Source organism: Paenibacillus liaoningensis (assembly GCF_059609455.1).
Map to the genome: position 1 here is coordinate 32,473 of NZ_JCAALU010000005.1, position 16,872 is coordinate 49,344.

13 protein-coding genes are annotated in these 16,872 nt (G+C 47.5%); 6 read left to right on the forward strand and 7 right to left on the reverse strand.

Annotated features, from left to right (window positions below):
- The first annotated feature begins 17 nt into the window (after positions 1–17).
- A complete protein-coding gene (locus AC6B99_RS08010; protein ID WP_496663152.1) occupies positions 18–1,154 on the forward strand; it encodes a response regulator in 1,137 nt (378 codons plus the stop codon).
- A gap of 54 nt (positions 1,155–1,208) precedes the next feature.
- A complete protein-coding gene (locus AC6B99_RS08015) occupies positions 1,209–1,733 on the forward strand; it encodes a hypothetical protein (RefSeq protein WP_496663153.1) in 525 nt (174 codons plus the stop codon).
- Positions 1,734–1,742: 9 nt separating this feature from the next.
- Here AC6B99_RS08015 and AC6B99_RS08020 read toward each other — a convergent pair whose 3' ends face one another.
- The 5 genes from AC6B99_RS08020 to AC6B99_RS08040 form a co-directional block, all read right to left on the reverse strand.
- A complete protein-coding gene (locus AC6B99_RS08020; RefSeq protein ID WP_056043277.1) occupies positions 1,743–2,228 on the reverse strand; it encodes a hypothetical protein in 486 nt (161 codons plus the stop codon).
- 304 nt (positions 2,229–2,532) lie between these two features.
- Positions 2,533–3,615, reverse strand: a complete 1,083-nt coding sequence (locus tag AC6B99_RS08025) for a Gfo/Idh/MocA family protein (RefSeq protein ID WP_056043280.1) — start codon at positions 3,613–3,615, stop codon at positions 2,533–2,535.
- Positions 3,616–3,773: 158 nt separating this feature from the next.
- Complete coding sequence (locus AC6B99_RS08030) at positions 3,774–4,865, reverse strand: Gfo/Idh/MocA family protein (RefSeq protein ID WP_056043283.1); 1,092 nt, start codon at positions 4,863–4,865, stop codon at positions 3,774–3,776.
- Between the two features lie 18 nt (positions 4,866–4,883).
- Positions 4,884–5,831, reverse strand: coding sequence for an AraC family transcriptional regulator (locus AC6B99_RS08035; RefSeq protein ID WP_235533348.1), 948 nt, complete (start codon positions 5,829–5,831; stop codon positions 4,884–4,886).
- A gap of 54 nt (positions 5,832–5,885) precedes the next feature.
- The gene (locus AC6B99_RS08040) at positions 5,886–6,887 is read right to left on the reverse strand and encodes a Gfo/Idh/MocA family protein (protein WP_056043285.1); all 1,002 of its coding nucleotides are present in this window, start codon (positions 6,885–6,887) and stop codon (positions 5,886–5,888) included.
- Positions 6,888–7,147: 260 nt separating this feature from the next.
- Between AC6B99_RS08040 and AC6B99_RS08045 the strand changes: the two genes are divergently transcribed.
- Positions 7,148–9,739 carry a KAP family P-loop NTPase fold protein gene (locus tag AC6B99_RS08045; protein ID WP_162241955.1) on the forward strand — a complete coding sequence of 864 codons (2,592 nt, stop codon included), beginning with the start codon at positions 7,148–7,150 and terminating at the stop codon, positions 9,737–9,739.
- Positions 9,740–9,895: 156 nt separating this feature from the next.
- Here AC6B99_RS08045 and AC6B99_RS08050 read toward each other — a convergent pair whose 3' ends face one another.
- Positions 9,896–10,747, reverse strand: coding sequence for an AraC family transcriptional regulator (locus AC6B99_RS08050; RefSeq protein WP_056043291.1), 852 nt, complete (start codon positions 10,745–10,747; stop codon positions 9,896–9,898).
- 248 nt (positions 10,748–10,995) lie between these two features.
- Between AC6B99_RS08050 and AC6B99_RS08055 the strand changes: the two genes are divergently transcribed.
- From AC6B99_RS08055 to AC6B99_RS08065, 3 genes are all read left to right on the forward strand, one after another.
- The gene (locus tag AC6B99_RS08055; protein ID WP_056043293.1) at positions 10,996–12,294 is read left to right on the forward strand and encodes a Gfo/Idh/MocA family oxidoreductase; all 1,299 of its coding nucleotides are present in this window, start codon (positions 10,996–10,998) and stop codon (positions 12,292–12,294) included.
- A gap of 1 nt (position 12,295) precedes the next feature.
- On the forward strand, positions 12,296–13,702 hold the full coding sequence (gene uxaC, locus AC6B99_RS08060) for a glucuronate isomerase (RefSeq protein ID WP_494857732.1): 1,407 nt from the start codon (positions 12,296–12,298) through the stop codon (positions 13,700–13,702).
- Between the two features lie 218 nt (positions 13,703–13,920).
- Positions 13,921–15,492 carry a glycoside hydrolase family 43 protein gene (locus AC6B99_RS08065; RefSeq protein ID WP_496663154.1) on the forward strand — a complete coding sequence of 524 codons (1,572 nt, stop codon included), beginning with the start codon at positions 13,921–13,923 and terminating at the stop codon, positions 15,490–15,492.
- Positions 15,493–15,547: 55 nt separating this feature from the next.
- Here AC6B99_RS08065 and AC6B99_RS08070 read toward each other — a convergent pair whose 3' ends face one another.
- Positions 15,548–16,786, reverse strand: coding sequence for an aspartate aminotransferase family protein (locus AC6B99_RS08070; RefSeq protein ID WP_496663155.1), 1,239 nt, complete (start codon positions 16,784–16,786; stop codon positions 15,548–15,550).
- Positions 16,787–16,872 lie beyond the last annotated feature (86 nt).

Consider the following 16,872-nt stretch of genomic DNA (forward strand, 5'->3'; position numbering starts at 1 on the left):
AGGAGAGGAGTATCGCGGTGCTGCAGGCGTATTTGGTAGATGATGAGCTTCATGCGTTAAACATTTTGGGAATTTTTCTTGCTCGCACCGAGAAAGTGACCGTCGCGGGACGATACATCAACGGGTTTGAGGCGCTGGAAGCGCTGCGGCACAAGCGGCCGCATATTTGGTTTCTGGATATAGAAATGCCGGAAATGAGCGGCTTGGAGCTGGCCGCCTACATAAATGAGGCTGATCCCGATGCAGCTATTGTTTTTACAACAGCTTACGATCATTACGCTGTAGCGGCTTTTGAGCATGAGGCGATTGATTATTTGCTGAAGCCGATTGAAATGGAGCGTTTGTCCCGAACCATTGACCGACTGACAAGGGACAAGGGCGTGAGGGGGCAATCCGCTGCACTTGATCTGGAAGCTGGCTGCAAGGAAGAACTCATCGTACATATGCTCGGTGTATTTCATGTCCAATCTGCAAACGGCATGCAGCTGACGTGGCGGACGGCCAAGGAGAAAGAACTGTTTGCTTATTTGCTGCTGCATGGTCATATGACGTCGGGCGTTCACCGTGATCGCATCATTGCAAGCCTCTGGGCTGACGAACCGTACGAGAAAGCTAAAATCTATTTGCACACCTGTGTCAGCCTGCTGCGGAAAGGCTTGCGGCAAATCGGCATTGAACAGATGGTCAGCTATAAAAACGAGCAATATCGTCTGGATATGAAAAGGATTAAGGCGGATGTATTTGCTTTTATATCCGCTTCTTTAGAGCTGCAGCCTCCTGCAGAGACATCTATTGCGCAGATGGAGCAGACGTTGCAGATGTATGGGCAAGAGCTGCTTGCCCAAGAGGAATATGATTGGGCTGTAGAATGGCATCAGCGGCTGGAGCATTTTTCAATGGAGTGGCTGCTTAAGCTTTCATCCCAATATCTCACTCAAAAAAATGGGAAAAAGGCAGCTGAGGCTGCGGAGCGCGCAATTATTCAATCGCCGTATGAAGAAGAAGCTTATCGCTGTGCGATGCACGCCTATTTGTTCATGGGCGAGCACCATCAAGTGCATCGCGTCTATCGCAAACTAAAGGAGCAGCTGGCTGAGCTGAACATTCAACCCTCTGCGCTCTCGCGGCAGTTGTATGAGCAGATCGAGGTGTGACGGTCGTAAGAGGGGCGTAGTTTTTTTAATATATGTTTGGAGGATTACGATGATATGAAAAATAAAACGTTGAGTCTTTTCAGTATAGCTGTACTTATTATCCTGATTGCTTTTTTTGGCTTTGGCAATCGCAATGCGCCAGAGCAAGTTGCTGATCCTGCTGATCCCGTACCAACTACAACTGCAACTGCAAAAGCAAATGCAGCCTCGACAGCAGCAAGCATTCAAATGACGGAGAGTATGGATCAGGCGGCAAGCGCAATATCTTACAAAAAAGAACTGATTGCCCTAACTAATCAGAGTGGTCAAAGCGCCTATACGGGGTCGCTTACAACGATGCCGGCGGACGGCAAGGTTTTGAGCATTTCCGTAGAAAACAAAGGGGACTCTACGATTTATTTGAATATTAAACGGAATGAAGAAGAGACTGTGACGGCTAAGCCTATCCGCAAAGGCGAGCAAATTACGCATACCTTTGAACAATTAGAGGCTGATGGCATTAGCGGGGATTGGTCGATTTATGCCTATAGTAAAATTGGCGCGGCTATGAATGTGAGTGTAAGGGCAGGACAGCTCTAAGGCTTAGGCCTACAGCTGCTGCAAATCCTTCATCAACCACTCGTCTGATCCATCGCGAGATAAAAACCATACATGGGTAAAGCGGCCTTGCGGCTTATAAATGAGCTCCTTGGCACGCAAAATGTCGGACATGCCGAAGGCGGGGGAAGCATTTCGAATAATTAACGCGATCGGATAAGCAGTCGCGTAATTGTTTATTTTCATTTCCTTCGTCTGGATACGCTTGTTCAACTCGGCGATCAGCATTTCGACAACCTCTTGATTGAGATTGCGCGATTGGGAGCGGCCCAGCAGCCTTTTCGCTTCTTCGGAGTCATAGAACAGGTGGGTAATTTCAACGCCGATCATGTGATGGTTCCGATGCTGAAGCACGGCATCCGGTCGTTCGCGCTGATAGAGGAGCCGGAGCTTGCTCTCATAATTATGGTTGTAGAGATTAATGAAAATGCGGACAGCGGTGCGTTCGAGATCTCTTTTTTCCTGGTAGCCCTGCAACGGAATTCCCCTATCTGCTACCTCTCCGAGCTGCTAAGCTTCCTTCGGATCGGTTAAATTTGTATGCTTGTTTAGCAAATATCCCCTAAAGCAAATAAGCAATGATGGCCCCAAGCCCTGCAAGCGTACATAAAACGCCGATAAAAAGCTTGAGCTCGCTCCTCCTTGAAAACGGAGTATAGTTCTATAATAACATGATCGATGAGCAGAACTGTAATTGTTTAGTGAAAAAAAGCCTGCTCCTTCCGCGTTCGGATAGGAGCAGGCTTTTTTTATAGATTTGGCTTTATGAAGCAGCTAGCTATTACAAATAAACGGCTTTTCCTGTGCGAGCGGACTCATAAATGGCTTCCAAAATTTGCGACACGACATAGGCTTGCTCTGGCGTTACAACCGGATCAGTGTCGTCTTCAATCGCTTTCAGCCACATTCTCATTTCCAAATCGGAGTCGCGGCCGGAATCTGCACCGTCAAAGAAAGCGACGCCTCCGGATTTCAGCTCAATGTCGGTCGTGTAAAGACGGCTGTGATTTTCGCCATTGATTCGCAGTCCGCCTTTCATGTCTGCTCCGCCTTCTGTACCGGACAGCGAGCATTTTGCTTCGTCAATATCCAGTGTGTTCAGCGCCCAGCTGGACTCAAGGGAAATCGTCGCGCCGTTTTCCATGACGATCATGCCGAAAGCGGAATCTTCAACGGTAAACTTGGCAGGGTCCCAAGGGCCCCAAGCGTTGGCTGCATTTTCACGCTGCGACAGCTTGTGGTATGCCGTTCCAAGCACAACCTTCGGCTTGTAGTTGTCCATCATCCACAGCGTCAAATCCAGCGCGTGAGTACCGATATCGATTAGCGGGCCGCCGCCTTGTTTTTCTTCATCAAGGAATACGCCCCATGTTGGTACAGCGCGGCGACGGATCGCATGTGCTTTCGCGTAATACACTTCGCCCAGCTCGCCATTTTCACAAATTTTCTTCAGCTGCTGGCTGTCTGGACGGAAACGGTTATTGTAGCCGATCGTCAATTTTTTGCCAGTACGGCGAGCGGTTTCCATCATAAGCTTCGCATCTGCTGCTGTTTTCGCCATTGGCTTCTCGCACATAACATGCTTGCCAGCTTCCAGCGCAGCGATTGCGATGACGGCATGGGAATCATTTGGCGTACAGACGTGAACGATTTCAATGGTTTCGTCCTTCAACAGCTCAGTGTAGTCGGTGTATACGCGAGCGCCTTCCGCACCATACTTCGCGGCAGCCTCCTGTGCGCGATGCTCTTCAATGTCGCAGAAAGCGACGATTTGCACGCTTTTAATGGTGCTAAGGCTTGGCAAATGCTTGCCACCCGCGATACCGCCGCAGCCGATAATCGCAATACGATGAGTTTTAGACATAATAAAATCCTCCTTGAATTTTGGTTTGAATTTGAAGCACTTCAGCAATTGTTTTAAAAGTCTTTAAAAGGCGACCGGAGTGAAAGGTTTGGATTTGAGAAGCAACAGCGATCGAAAACCAAATCTTTTACGCAGCGGAGCTGCCTTTAAATAGCCTTTTACGCAAACGGGGAAGGCAAAAAGATATCGACTTCCTTTTTCGTCTGAGCAGAACGGATAATGCCATCAATAACGGCTTGATTGCGCACGATTTGGCTGCCCGGGATAGGAGCCGGTCTTCCGTCGCGCACCGCTTCGGCAAAATCCCACACCTTGGCATGGAATAAATCCGTTTGGTGCTGAATAACCGGAATCGGGCTTTCTGTATGATGTCCTTGTACATCATGGAACATCGTGATGGAGCCTACACTGCCATCGAATACGCCGCTCCAAGGGCCGGAGCCGGAAGGCGTAACCTTGAGTCCGGCATTAGTACCGAGAAAGAGGGCAGCGCCGAGCGAGTCCATATGCATCGCCCAAGAGATTTTGAAATTAAGCACAATATCGCCTTCGAAACGAATCATTGCCACGCCGAAATCCTCGACGTCAAACTTATCCGCTTCCTTATGGTACAGCGGGTTCGTGCCAAAATGGTTAGACGTAAACGCCGATACCGTCAGCGGCTTCGGATAGCCGAGCGCATTCATCGCCATGTCGAGCGAATAGCAGCCGATGTCGGCCATCGCGCCAGCTCCGGCAATATCCTTGCGGATAAAGGTTCCGCCTGGCATGCCGCGGCGGCGTCCGCCTCCCGTTTCTACATAATACACTTTGCCCAGCTCGCCGGACGAGATAAGGTCGCGAATGATCGCCATATTCGGGTCATAGCGCGGCTGGAAGCCGATGTTGAGCATATTGCCCGTTTTGAGCGCTGTCTCCGCCATCGTCACCGCTTCTTCAAGCGTGACCGACATCGGTTTTTCCAGCATAACATGCTTGCCTGCATTTAGCGCATCAACCGTCGTTTGAAAATGGGCCACATTTGGCGTGCAAATGCTGACGCCATCTAGCTCCGTGTCGAGCAGCTGACGGTAGTCCTCATAGGCCGCCGCATGGGGCAGTTCCCAGTGCTCGATAAATTGCCCGGCGCGGCCGGGAATAATATCCGCGACAGCGGCAACTTCTACGCCAAGCATTTGCTTATACGCTCTGGCATGGGCGCCTGCGATGCCGCCGCTGCCGATAATTCCGATTTTTAGCGTCTTGGACATGGGGAGTATCATCCTTTACTACATGATGGTCATCTGCTGCGCGCGGTATTCAGAAGGGGTCATATCAAAACGTTTGCGAAATACCGCATGCAAATAGTTGGCATTGGCAAAACCCGTTTGCTGGGCGATTTTTTCAATCGACTGCGTGCTTTCGGCAAGCGCATGGCATACCGCCTTGAGGCGCATGTTTTCGAGTGTGGCACTGAAGGACTGGCCGTCCCCGGCCTCCTTGAACACCCGCTGAATATGCCGCGAGCTTAAATTCAGCTTGTCGGCCACGTCCTCAAGCGTGACCTCGCCAGAGTAGTTAGCCTGTATATATTCCATCGCGAGACGATAGCGGTAAGCCTTCATATCCCGGGTGGGTAAGTGGGCCTGCTCCGGCTCCTTCACCGTGTCATAAGCGCGCACTGCGCGAAGCAATATTTGAATGACATTTTGTCTAATTGTCGTATAGCTGCCCGTATAATGCCGCGAGCAAGCTTCATAAGCTTCCAGAAACAGAGGCATAGCCTGATGCACATCATCGGCCGGAAACAGCGGCAGCGTGCGAAGCTTGCTGATGCAATCATCGGCCTCGGCAATTTCCCAATCATCCGCTTCCGTAACAGGGGAAGGGCCGGGCTGCAATCTGCGATCGATAATATCGACATGCAGGCACAGCTCATCCATAATGTCATCCGGGCTTGCCTCCTGATAATGCAGCACATCAGGTCCAGTCAAATAAAACATGCCTTCGTTCAGCGCATACGGCATATCGACCAGAATAACGGTCCCCTTGCCCTGCGGTATAAAATGAAACTCGAACTCGGCATGCTTGTGAAAGTTGACGATTTTGCCGGGAAGAAACTGGGTCAGGTGAAAACGCAGCACATGAATATCGTAATAGCCCCAGCGGATGCGAAGATCAAGCCTCTCAAGCGCATCCTGGCGCTCACGCATCACTTCATATGGAAAAGGTTGCAATCGCGCCAAACCTCCCTTCAAGCCGTTTTTGTTGAAAAATAATCCAGTAGTCTATTATTGCGCCAACTCATCGATACGAATCGATTTTCCTTCACGCACGGAGCGGTTCGCCGCTTCAACCAGCTTCGTTAATTCAACAGCAAGCTGTACATTTTCCTCAGCTTTTGTATTGTTCACAATATGATCGGCAAATTGGTTGAAAGCGCCTGGGCGTGAGTCTGGCAGCGTCTGCTCCTGCCACTCCTTCGCAGCGTCTTCTCCGTTCAAGTTCGTGCGCAGCAGCAGGCGGTCATCTGGTGTGCCGTACATCAATGTGCCTTGCGTGCCATGGATTTCAATGGTGAAAGGCGAAAAAGCGTTGACGAAGCCTGCTTCAACGATACCGACAGCGCCGGATGCTGTTTTTAGCAGTACAACAGCGTTGTCTTCTACTTCTTTTCCTGTTACATAGCCGTATTGGGCAGATGCTTCAACAGGCTGCTCACCGAGGAACAAGCGAGTCAAATACATCGGGTGGCAGCCCAGATCGATCAAGGCGCCGCCGCCGCATTGCTCCAAATTGTAAAAATGCTCAGGCAGCCAGTTTTTCGTAGCGCCATCATGCGACAATCTAACACGGACAAGCGTAACCTTGCCCAGCAGCCCTTGCGCCAAAATGTCCTGAATCGCCAGCGTGTAGCCAGCATTCAGCCTTGGCAGGGAAACGGTAAGCTTCACATTGTTTGCGGATACTGCTTCAATGACTTCATTCACTTCTTTAAGCGTAGGAGCGATAACCTTCTCCGTAAAAATATGCTTGCCAGCGCGAGCCGCCGCAATGATAACGTCACGGTGGATGTTGGACGGAGCGTCTACGATTACTGCATCAATGTCGCTTGCGAGCATCTCGTCCAAGTTGCTGTAGAAGGGAACGCCTAGCTTGTCAGCCGCCGCTTGGCCGCGCTCTGGAAGCTCATCCCATACCGCTGTAATTTCTGTACCCGGATGCGCCTGCGCTTCCTTCGTATAATCCCAAGCATGTACATGCCAGTAGCTAATTTTACCAATTTTAATCATCTCATCACTTCTCCCAACCTAGTATACAAAATTGAGACATCACAGTAAATTTATCATAGAGATTTCAAATTTATTAGTCTAATTAAGTGACTTTGTGTGTATAAGATTGCGACGTAAATTTTTTCGTTGATAACCTGCAATAATTATGCCTAAAAATACATCCTAGAAACGGAATGTTTTTATTTTATGTAAGGATCGTTGCTTTAGAAAAATAACATTTGTATGATTAAGGAAGTTATATGAGAGGGGTATATGAGGAAATGAAAGAAGAAGTTAGTGTGGTCAAAAGATTAAAAGATTATTTTGGAAAAGGAAAAACTAACCTTTCTAAACTTGGTTTCTTTATTTTGTTTAGCACATCGATATCATATGCGGTCCTCTTATGCATCCGCTTAGCGTTTAAGCCCATATTAAATACCACCCCAACAAATCACGTTATCCAGCTTGTTGTCATTATGTATGGAGCCATTTGGTTAGCCATTGTTTATTTTGAATTTAAGCAGCATGTCAGGCTATTTTTATTCAAAACTATACGTCGGAAACTGCTGCCGGCAGTGTTAATCTCAATCATCTTGGATTATGGATTTAATGATCAGAACAGACTATTTTCCGGGGGAGTTTGGTCTGATCTATATGATGTGAATGTAATAGCCATTTCTTTATATGCAATCATTTTGACGATCAAAAAGCTGCTTGCCAAAAAAGATGAGCCCGAGACTGATGCTGCAGATAAAGCACAGAAGTACCAATTTCATTCTAGTCCTTCATTAGGCATTGGTGGAACTGACAGCTTGGGTCGTGAGAAGTTTGCGAAAGATTTGGCAGCGATCCTCATAGATCGTATGGCTATTCCTACGGATCATGCTTTGACTATTGGGCTATATGGGCCATGGGGGTCAGGAAAATCCTCTATTATTGATTTGATTGAAAAGCAGCATATTAGTAAAGAGAAGATTATTCGTTTCCATCCTTGGTATATGGGGAAGGATCAAAATAATATCATTCCTGAGTTTTTAAAGCTGTTAATATCGCATCTGGAAAATCGTCAATCTAATTCCCAGCAAAAGCTTATTTATGGGTTAAAAAAGTATTTGAAATTTTTGACAACGATCAGCATAAGACCACCGGGGTTTATTGTGAATTTTAAAGATTATATGAGCAATCCTGAACTTTCCAAAGATTTTGAAGATGCTCAAGGCATGAGGGAACATATTATTGATTTGCTGAAAGCGGCTCGAATGCCTATGGTGGTTTTCATAGATGATATAGATCGTCTAGATAATAAGGAGATTCAAATCATCTTTAAATTAGTACGGCTTATAGCTGATTTTCCTAATATCACCTATGTTCTTGCTATGGATGAGAAGCACGTAGCGAAATCGTTATCCCAGCTCTATTCTAAAGACTATGAGGAAAAGGTAGGGCTTGAATATATTTCAAAGTTTATTCATGTGCCGCTTTACCTGCCAAGAGTTGATTCCTACCTGATGATTAAAGCTTTTCAAACGTCAATGATGAAAATAATAAACGATTATACAATTGAAGTTGAAAATGATTACATCGATTTTTTAGGGGGAATTGCTAATCACTTTCAGTTCACGCCAAGGAATATGGAGAGGGTTGCGAATATCGCGATGGTTCATATGCCCATGTTAAAAAAAGAAACGAACCCGAAGGATCTTCTAACCTTATTAGCGATTAAGATTGATAATCCTGAATTATTTGCGTTCATTTATAAAAACTCAAGCGTATTCCTAGGTGAGCAAAAAGATGAAGTCGTTCTCAAAGAGCAACGTGAGAAGCTATACATACAATTTCCGTCTTATATTTCCTTATTAAACAAGTTATTTCCCGCTCTCGGGAATTCAAGTGTAAATAAATTTTTGTCGAACAAAAATAAACTAATTTGCTCTTCTGTGCATTTCGATACTTATTTTCAATATGCTGTACCTTCTTTAAAGGTGTCCAACGAGCAGCTTCAGAAATTTTATACTGCGATTTTGGACAGCGATGACGAGGGGGGAACGGTATACGGGGAGCTAGTAACTGATTTGAATCGGGAAGAGTTTTTTCATCAATTGTGGCTGGATATAGCTCCAGAGCAGGTCGAGAAAAACATGAAAATATTAAAATTTGTTCTTGATCAGCATCAAGATCTCACGAAATTTAATAGGCAGATGACAATTTTTATAAATGAAATGTTTAAAGCATTGATAAAAGAAGATAGTGATAATGAAAAAGTTACGTCTATTTTATCAAACTACAAAGATGGTTTGTTGATTGCAGCACAATTAAATAATAATGGTATAAAAAAGGGTGAGTGGGCTCAAAAATATATTTTTGCTCATATGGACCTATCGGTGCTGCTCGAATATTCAGACGATGACGTTAAAAGTGCATTCAATTTGTGGGCGTTCAGTGAGGAAAATGATATTCAAAACATTCGGGCTATGGTAAGTGATTGGGTAAGTAAAAACGGGATATGGAAGATCGTTAGAATGAAAATGACCGATCCCCTTGAAGATTATAGTTTCGCATTTTACAATTATGCATCGTTACTATCCATTTTACCAGTAGAAGTAATAGAGGAAGCTGTGGAAAAAATAGGAGAAATTAGTTCGGAAGTAGAACTGAAATTGTTCTTAAGGACTGGCGATTTCAGAAAAGAACAGCTTGAATTAGCCTACATGCATAGTACATGCTATGCAAATACATTAAAACAGCTTACCCATAGTAAGGGTGAATCTTGGACTTATACATTTGTAAAAGCTGCTGAACTGCTCTGTAAATATGGGAGACCAGAGAACACTTTCAATATAAAAGAAGAGTTAAGTAAACATTATACACAGTAGAGTGATTGAATTTAAAAGAAGGCACACTAAGTAAGTCAAATAAGCATTATTTGTCATGTAAAAGTGTCCTGAAAGAAGGCCATTTATCAAGTAGCTTTCTTGCAGGACACAATCTATTATACAACTGAAATATTACATATTTATCTGTTCAAGAGGCTACAAATGCTTGCGATAATCCCGCGGCGAAAGGCGCGTGACTTTTTTGAACGTTTTGCCGAAGTGGGAGAAGTTGTCGAAGCCGGTGGCGGCGGCAATTTCCGTAATCGACTGGTCGGTCTCGCGCAGCAGGCGCTGGGCTTCTTTGATGCGGGTAATCGTCAAGTAGGTGGAGAAGGAGAAGCCGGTTATTTCCTTAAAGATGCGGCTTAAATAATAGGAGCTGATATAGAACTGCTCGGCAATGGCGCTCAGCCTAATCTCTTCGCTGAAGTGGTGATTAATGTAACGCACGATTTCGGTAATTTTTGCATGCATCGGCGTGGCATGGGAGAGAGGGACGAATTCGTGCTTTTGCAAATAACGGGCCGCATGCAGCAGCAGCTCGGTAACCGCGATTGGCGGATAAAGCTCATAGCCGGGAGGGCATTGCTGAATTTCCTCCAGCAGTCTGCGAATGAGCTGCTCCATCACCAGCTGTTCCTGACGAGGCAGCCGCAGCACATGAATATGCTGCTCGAACGGCGACAGCAGCAGCTCGCGAAGCTCAGGCGTGAAGGTATCTGGGAAATGGTGATCGAAGTGGATGATGACCCGCTCATGAGAGGCTTCGCCTGCGTACAGCGTTTTGTGAACGACTTGGCGGGAAATGAAGATCAAGTCGCCCTGCTCCACCGGATAAGAACGGTCATGGACGAAATAAATCCGTTTGCCGCTGAGCAAATAATAAATTTCATAATAGTCATGAAAATGATCATTGGGCATTGTGAAGGGCTCGGAGCGCTTCATATATTCAATATACAAATCCGCTAAATTCCCATAATCAAAGGAAGCGGGCGTTTTTTCAATCATAGCCTTTAAAGCTCCTTTCGTATAAAACGCAAAATATGCGGCATATTTCGTGAATTAAGCACTATATGAGGAGAATTATAACACTTATATGCGATAAAATGAAAGCGTATTAAACAATCAAGGTGAAACGGCTGTCGCCGTCCTTTAGCGGCGCGGCGCGTTTCAGTCCGAGAAATATAAGCCTATTTATACGTGTGAAACTTATAAATTCTTATATTTCAAAAAAATCAGACAAAGGGTGAGCCGCAATGACACAAAAGAAAAAGTACGTATTGGTAGGAACGGGAGGAAGAGCTGAGTTTTTCTACGCTGCAATTGCAACCGATTTCAGAGATACGTCGGAGCTGCTTGCATTTTGTGATACGAACCAAACGAGACTTGACCATGCCAACCATCGTTTAACCGATAAATATAATTATCATTCCGTTAACACATATAAAGCAGAGCAATTCGAGGAAATGATCGAGATTGAGAAGCCGGATTCCGTTATTGTGACCAGCGTAGACCGCACGCATCATACGTATATTATTCGGGCGCTGGAGCTTGGCTGCGACGTCATTACCGAGAAGCCGATGACCGTAGATGAGAAGAAATGCCAAGATATTATTGATGCTGTTGAGCGCACAGGGAAAAATGTTCGCGTAACGTTCAACTACCGCTATGCGCCGCATCATACGAAAGCCAGAGAGCTGATCGAGAACGGCACAATTGGCAAAGTCAATTCGGTGCATTTTGAATGGCTGCTCAATACGCAGCATGGCGCGGATTATTTCCGTCGCTGGCACCGTGACAAGCGCAACAGCGGCGGCCTGCTTGTCCACAAATCGACGCATCACTTCGACTTGGTGAACTTCTGGATCGGCTCGCAGCCGGATACCGTCTTTGCTTTCGGCGATCTGCTGTTTTATGGTAAGGAAAATGCCGAAGAGCGTGGCGAAACGAAGTTTTACGACCGTGCAACAGGCCACCCCAATGCGAAGGAAGATCCGTTTGCGCTGCATATGGACAGCAATGAAAACCTCAAGGCAATGTATTTGGATGCCGAGCATGAAGACGGCTACCGCCGCGACCAAAGCGTATTCAGCGACGGCATTAACATCGAAGATACGATGGGCGTAATGGTACGCTACAAAAATAATGCGATTCTGACTTATTCGCTTAATGCTTATCTGCCATGGGAAGGCTACCGCATTGCGTTCAACGGCACGAAGGGCCGGATTGAGATGGAAATTGTCGAGCAATCCTATGTTAATTCCGGCGGCGAAAAATCGCAAGAGGGCGCGCTGAAAGGCAAGCGCATTATCGTTTATCCAATGTTTGGCGCTCCTTATAATGTGGAAGTGGAAGAAGGAATTGGCGGCCATGGCGGCGGCGATCCTGTACTGCTCAACGATATTTTTGGCACGCCAGTAGAGGATAAGTTCAATCGCGCGGCGAATCATGTAGACGGTGCCCGTTCGATTTTGACAGGTATTGCTGCTAATAAATCGATTCAGACGGGACTCGCTGTGAAGGTGGACGAACTAGTTAAATTCAGGAGGGACTAACTTGGCTAAGTTTCTGGACGACAATTTTTTGCTAGCAAATGAAACGGCGCGGGATTTGTACCATAACTATGCAAAGGACATGCCGATTATCGATTATCATTGCCATTTGAGCCCGCAGCAAATTTACGACAACATCAGCTTCTCGAATTTGTCGGAAGCTTGGCTGTATGGCGATCATTACAAGTGGCGGGCGATGCGCTCGAACGGCATTGAAGAAAAATATGTCACGGGTGGCGAAGGCGTCAGCGATTATGACCGCTTCCTCGCTTTTGCAAGGACGGTTCCGCAGGCGATTGGCAATCCGCTTTACCATTGGTCGCATCTGGAGCTGCAGCGCTTCTTCGGCGTCGATGAAGTGATTAATGAGCGCAATGCGCCGGCGATTTGGGAAAAAGTAAATGCGAAGCTGGCGGGAGATGGCTTCAAGGCCCGCGATCTCATCGTAAACTCCAAGGTTGAGGTCGTCTGCACGACGGATGATCCTGCGGATTCGCTGGAATATCATTTGAAAATTAAAGAGCTGCCGGACTTTCCGGTAGCGGTGCTGCCTTCATTCCGTCCAGATAAGGCGCTGGAAATTAACCGCGCTGGTTTCTTGGAATGGATCGCGAAGCTGGAGCAGGCCGCGGGCCAAAAGCTGGACAGCTATGAGGCGCTGTTAGCTGCGCTGGAAGCAAGAGTTTCCTTCTTCCACGAGGCCGGCTGCCGCGTTTCGGATCATGCGCTTGATTATGTGCCTTACGGAGAGACGACGAAGGATGAGGCAGCGGCGATTTTTGCTAGCGCTCTTGCCGGAAATCGTGTAAGCCTTGAGGATGAGAAAAAATACAAAACGTATACGCTTGTTTTCCTCGGAAAGCTGTATGCGAAGCATGACTGGGCGATGCAATTTCATATTAATGCCGCGCGCAACAATAATACGGCGATGTTTAATCGCCTTGGACCGGACACCGGCTATGATTCTATCGGTGACAGTCCGCTTGCGTATCCGCTCGTTAAGCTGCTTGATGAGCTGGCGAAGGATGAGGCGCTGCCGCGCACGATTTTGTATTCGCTTAATGCCATGGACAATGAAGTGCTTGGCTCGATTATCGGCAGCTTTCAAGGCGACGGCATCCCGGGCAAAATCCAGCTGGGCTCCGCTTGGTGGTTCAATGATACACGGGACGGCATGGTCGTACAAATGAAGGCGCTCGCGAACTTCGGTCTGCTGAGCCGGTTTGTCGGCATGCTGACCGATTCCCGCAGCTTCCTGTCGTATACCCGGCATGAGTATTTCCGCCGGATTTTGTGCAATTTGCTCGGCGAGTGGGTGGAGAACGGCGAAGTGCCGGATGACCGCGAGCTGCTGGGCGACATTGTCCGCAACATTAGCTACTACAATGCGAAAAACTATTTTAAATTTTAATTGTCAGGTTTAGCCGCATCGGCGTGCTGGAGTCTTCCATAGATTCCAGTACGCCGATTTTTTATTATAGAAGAGCATATTTCTAACAAATCGTTAACATTCATTGCGGCATGTGTGGGAGTTTTAGTCGAATTCATTCGTTTTTGCAGCTTGGCTGCTCAGATAAAGACGCTATACTAGAGGCGTTAACAGGACTTCTATACACAGGAGGAGAACGAATGATCATTAATCCAATACTGAAGGGCTTTAATCCCGATCCGTCTATTATTAGGGTTGAGGATGATTATTATATCGCCACATCGACGTTTGAATGGTTTCCCGGGGTGCAAATTCATCATTCGAAGGATCTCATCAACTGGCGGTTGCTAACGCATCCTTTAACCCGAGTATCGCAGCTGGATCTAAGAGGCAAGCCAAGCTCAGGCGGCATATGGGCACCGAATTTAACCTATGATAACGGCACCTTTTATTTGCTTATTACCGATGTAGTTGCTCGCAAGGGGCCATTTAAGGATCTTCATAATTATTTAGTAACTGCCAGCGATATTTTAGGCCCATGGTCGGAGCCGATCTATTTGAACAGCAGCGGCTTTGATCCCGCTATGCTGCATGATGACGACGGCCGCAAATGGCTGTTTAATATGAAATGGGATTTCCGTCCAGGAAAAAGCCACTTCGCAGGAATCGTGATGCAGGAGTTTTCCCCTGAGCAGGGAAAGCTTGTTGGCGAAGTTCGCCATGTATTCAGCGGCACGGACATCGGCTTGACGGAAGGGCCTAACGTGTACAAGAAGGATGGTTATTATTATATGCTTTGCGCCGAAGGCGGCACGGGTTATAACCATGCGGGAACGCTTGCCAGATCGCGAACAGTTGAAGGGCCGTATGAAGCCGACCCCCATTATCCCCTTCTGACAACCGTTAACGATCCTGAGCATTCGCTATTGAAGGCCGGACACGGCGCGCTTGTTGAGACGCAGCATGGCGACTGGTATATTGCTCATCTATGCGCAAGGCCATTGAAAGGGAGAATGCTCAGTCCACTTGGACGGGAAACCGCGCTGCAGAAGGTGGAATGGACCGATGAGGGCTGGCTGCGGCTTGCCGGCGGCGGACGATTGCCGCAGGTAGAGGTCGAGGCGGCTGGACTTAAGGAGCATCCTTTCGAGCCAGAAGCGGCTGTTGATCACTTCCATGCGCCGCAGCTGAATTTGCATTTCAGCACATTGAGGGTTCCGGCTGATGAGAGCTGGCTGAGCTTGAAGGAGCAGCCCGGATTTCTGCGGCTATACGGGCGGGAATCCCTTTATTCGCTGCATCAGCAAAGCTTGGTTGCCCGCAGGCTCCAGCATTATGACTGCGAGATCGAAACCTGCATGCGGTTTGAGCCGGAACATTTTAACCAAATGGCTGGCTTGACGCTGTATTATGATGTGGACGATTATTTTTATTTGCGGATAAGCCGCGATGAGAAACTTGGCAAGCATATTGCGCTGGTGACTAGCAAGCAAGGGCATTATGAAGAGCCAGAGGGCGCAACCGTAGTGGCGGAAGGCTGGGAGAGCTGTTATTTGAAGGCGGTTATCCACGACGATGAGGTTCATTTCTATTGCTCGGAAGATGGTGAACAATGGATGGCCGTGGGCGAAAGGCTGGATTTAGGGCAGCTGTCGGATGAATATGAGGGCAAGCTTGGCTTTACGGGGACGCTGGCAGGGATGTGCGTGCAGGATTTAAACGGCACGAGGCTGCATGCAGACTTTGATTATTTCCGTTATGAGCCTTCATAAGACGATGAGAAAGAAGCCGACAGCTATTGGGCAGCTGTCGGCTTCTTCTTGTCGGCTAGGCGTTGGCCGCTACTTTCTGTACAGTTTTTAGTCCCAGCTTGCTCATGGCACGCTCCAGCAGCTCGAACATTTCGTCCGTTTCTGCTTCGGTTACCGTGAGTGCGGGGGTAATCCGTACCGTGGAAGCGTTAAGCGCATTAATAATCAATCCATCCTCAATGCAGCAAGCCGCAAGCTGTGGCGCTATGCCTTCCTGCACAGTGAAGGCGAGCAGCAAGCCTTTGCCGCGAATATCGGTGATCGCATACTCGCGGGACAACTCAACCAGCTTCTCTGTCATTAAATCACCCATCAGCTTCGCATTGGTGGCCAAATCCAGACGAATAATCTCCTCTACGACTGCCTGGCCTGCTGCCATCGCAAGCGGTCCACCCGTATATGTTCCACCTTGATCGCCAGGCTCAAAAAGATCGTGCTGCTTCATCGTTAGCGTCGCGGATAACGGAAAGCCGCCGCCAATTCCTTTCGCCAGCGTCATGACGTCTGGTTTAACGCCATAATGCTCATGGGCAAACATTTTTCCTGTCCGGCCAATACCGGTCTGAACCTCGTCGAAAATAAGCAAAATGCCATAAATATCGCATGCCTTGCGCAGCGCCTGCAGGTAAGGCACATCCACCGAATGGACGCCGCCCTCCCCTTGGACGAGCTCCAGCATAATGGCACAGGTACGGTCGTTTATCTCAGCGAAGCACGCGTCAAAATCATTAATAGGCACATGCTTGAAGCCTGGAACTTTAGGGGCATAAAGGCTTTCCCAATGCGCTTTGCCCGTTGCCGACATCATGGCGAGCGTTCTTCCATGGAAGCTGTTTGTCAAAGTAATAATTTCATAAGCGCCATTTAAATTTAGGGCGCCATGCTTGCGGGCGAGTTTAATCGCGGTTTCGTTCGCTTCGGCGCCGCTGCTGGTGAAATAGGCTTTGTCAAAGCCGGACACGCTTGTCAGCAGCTCCGCGAACTCAACCATTGGTTTGTTATAGAATGCGGGGCTTGCATGCACGAGCTGTCCTGCTTGCTTGGCAATGGCCTCCTGCAAAGCTTTAGGCGAATGTCCCAAGCTGGTGACCGCCCAGCCACTGCTGAAATCGAGGTATTTTTTACCTTCCGTATCCCATAAGTACATGCCTTCCCCGCGCTCCATCACGACTTCGGGTCTGTTTGCTGTGAACAGCACTGATTTTTTGGCCGCTGCCAGCAAGGCAGCTGTATCGTTATTTTTCAAATTAGGCATCGTCTAACCTCCGTATAAGTCTCGTTATGTATAAATATACACTTAAGTAAATAAAAATACAATACGCAGCTGCATATTTGCTGAGC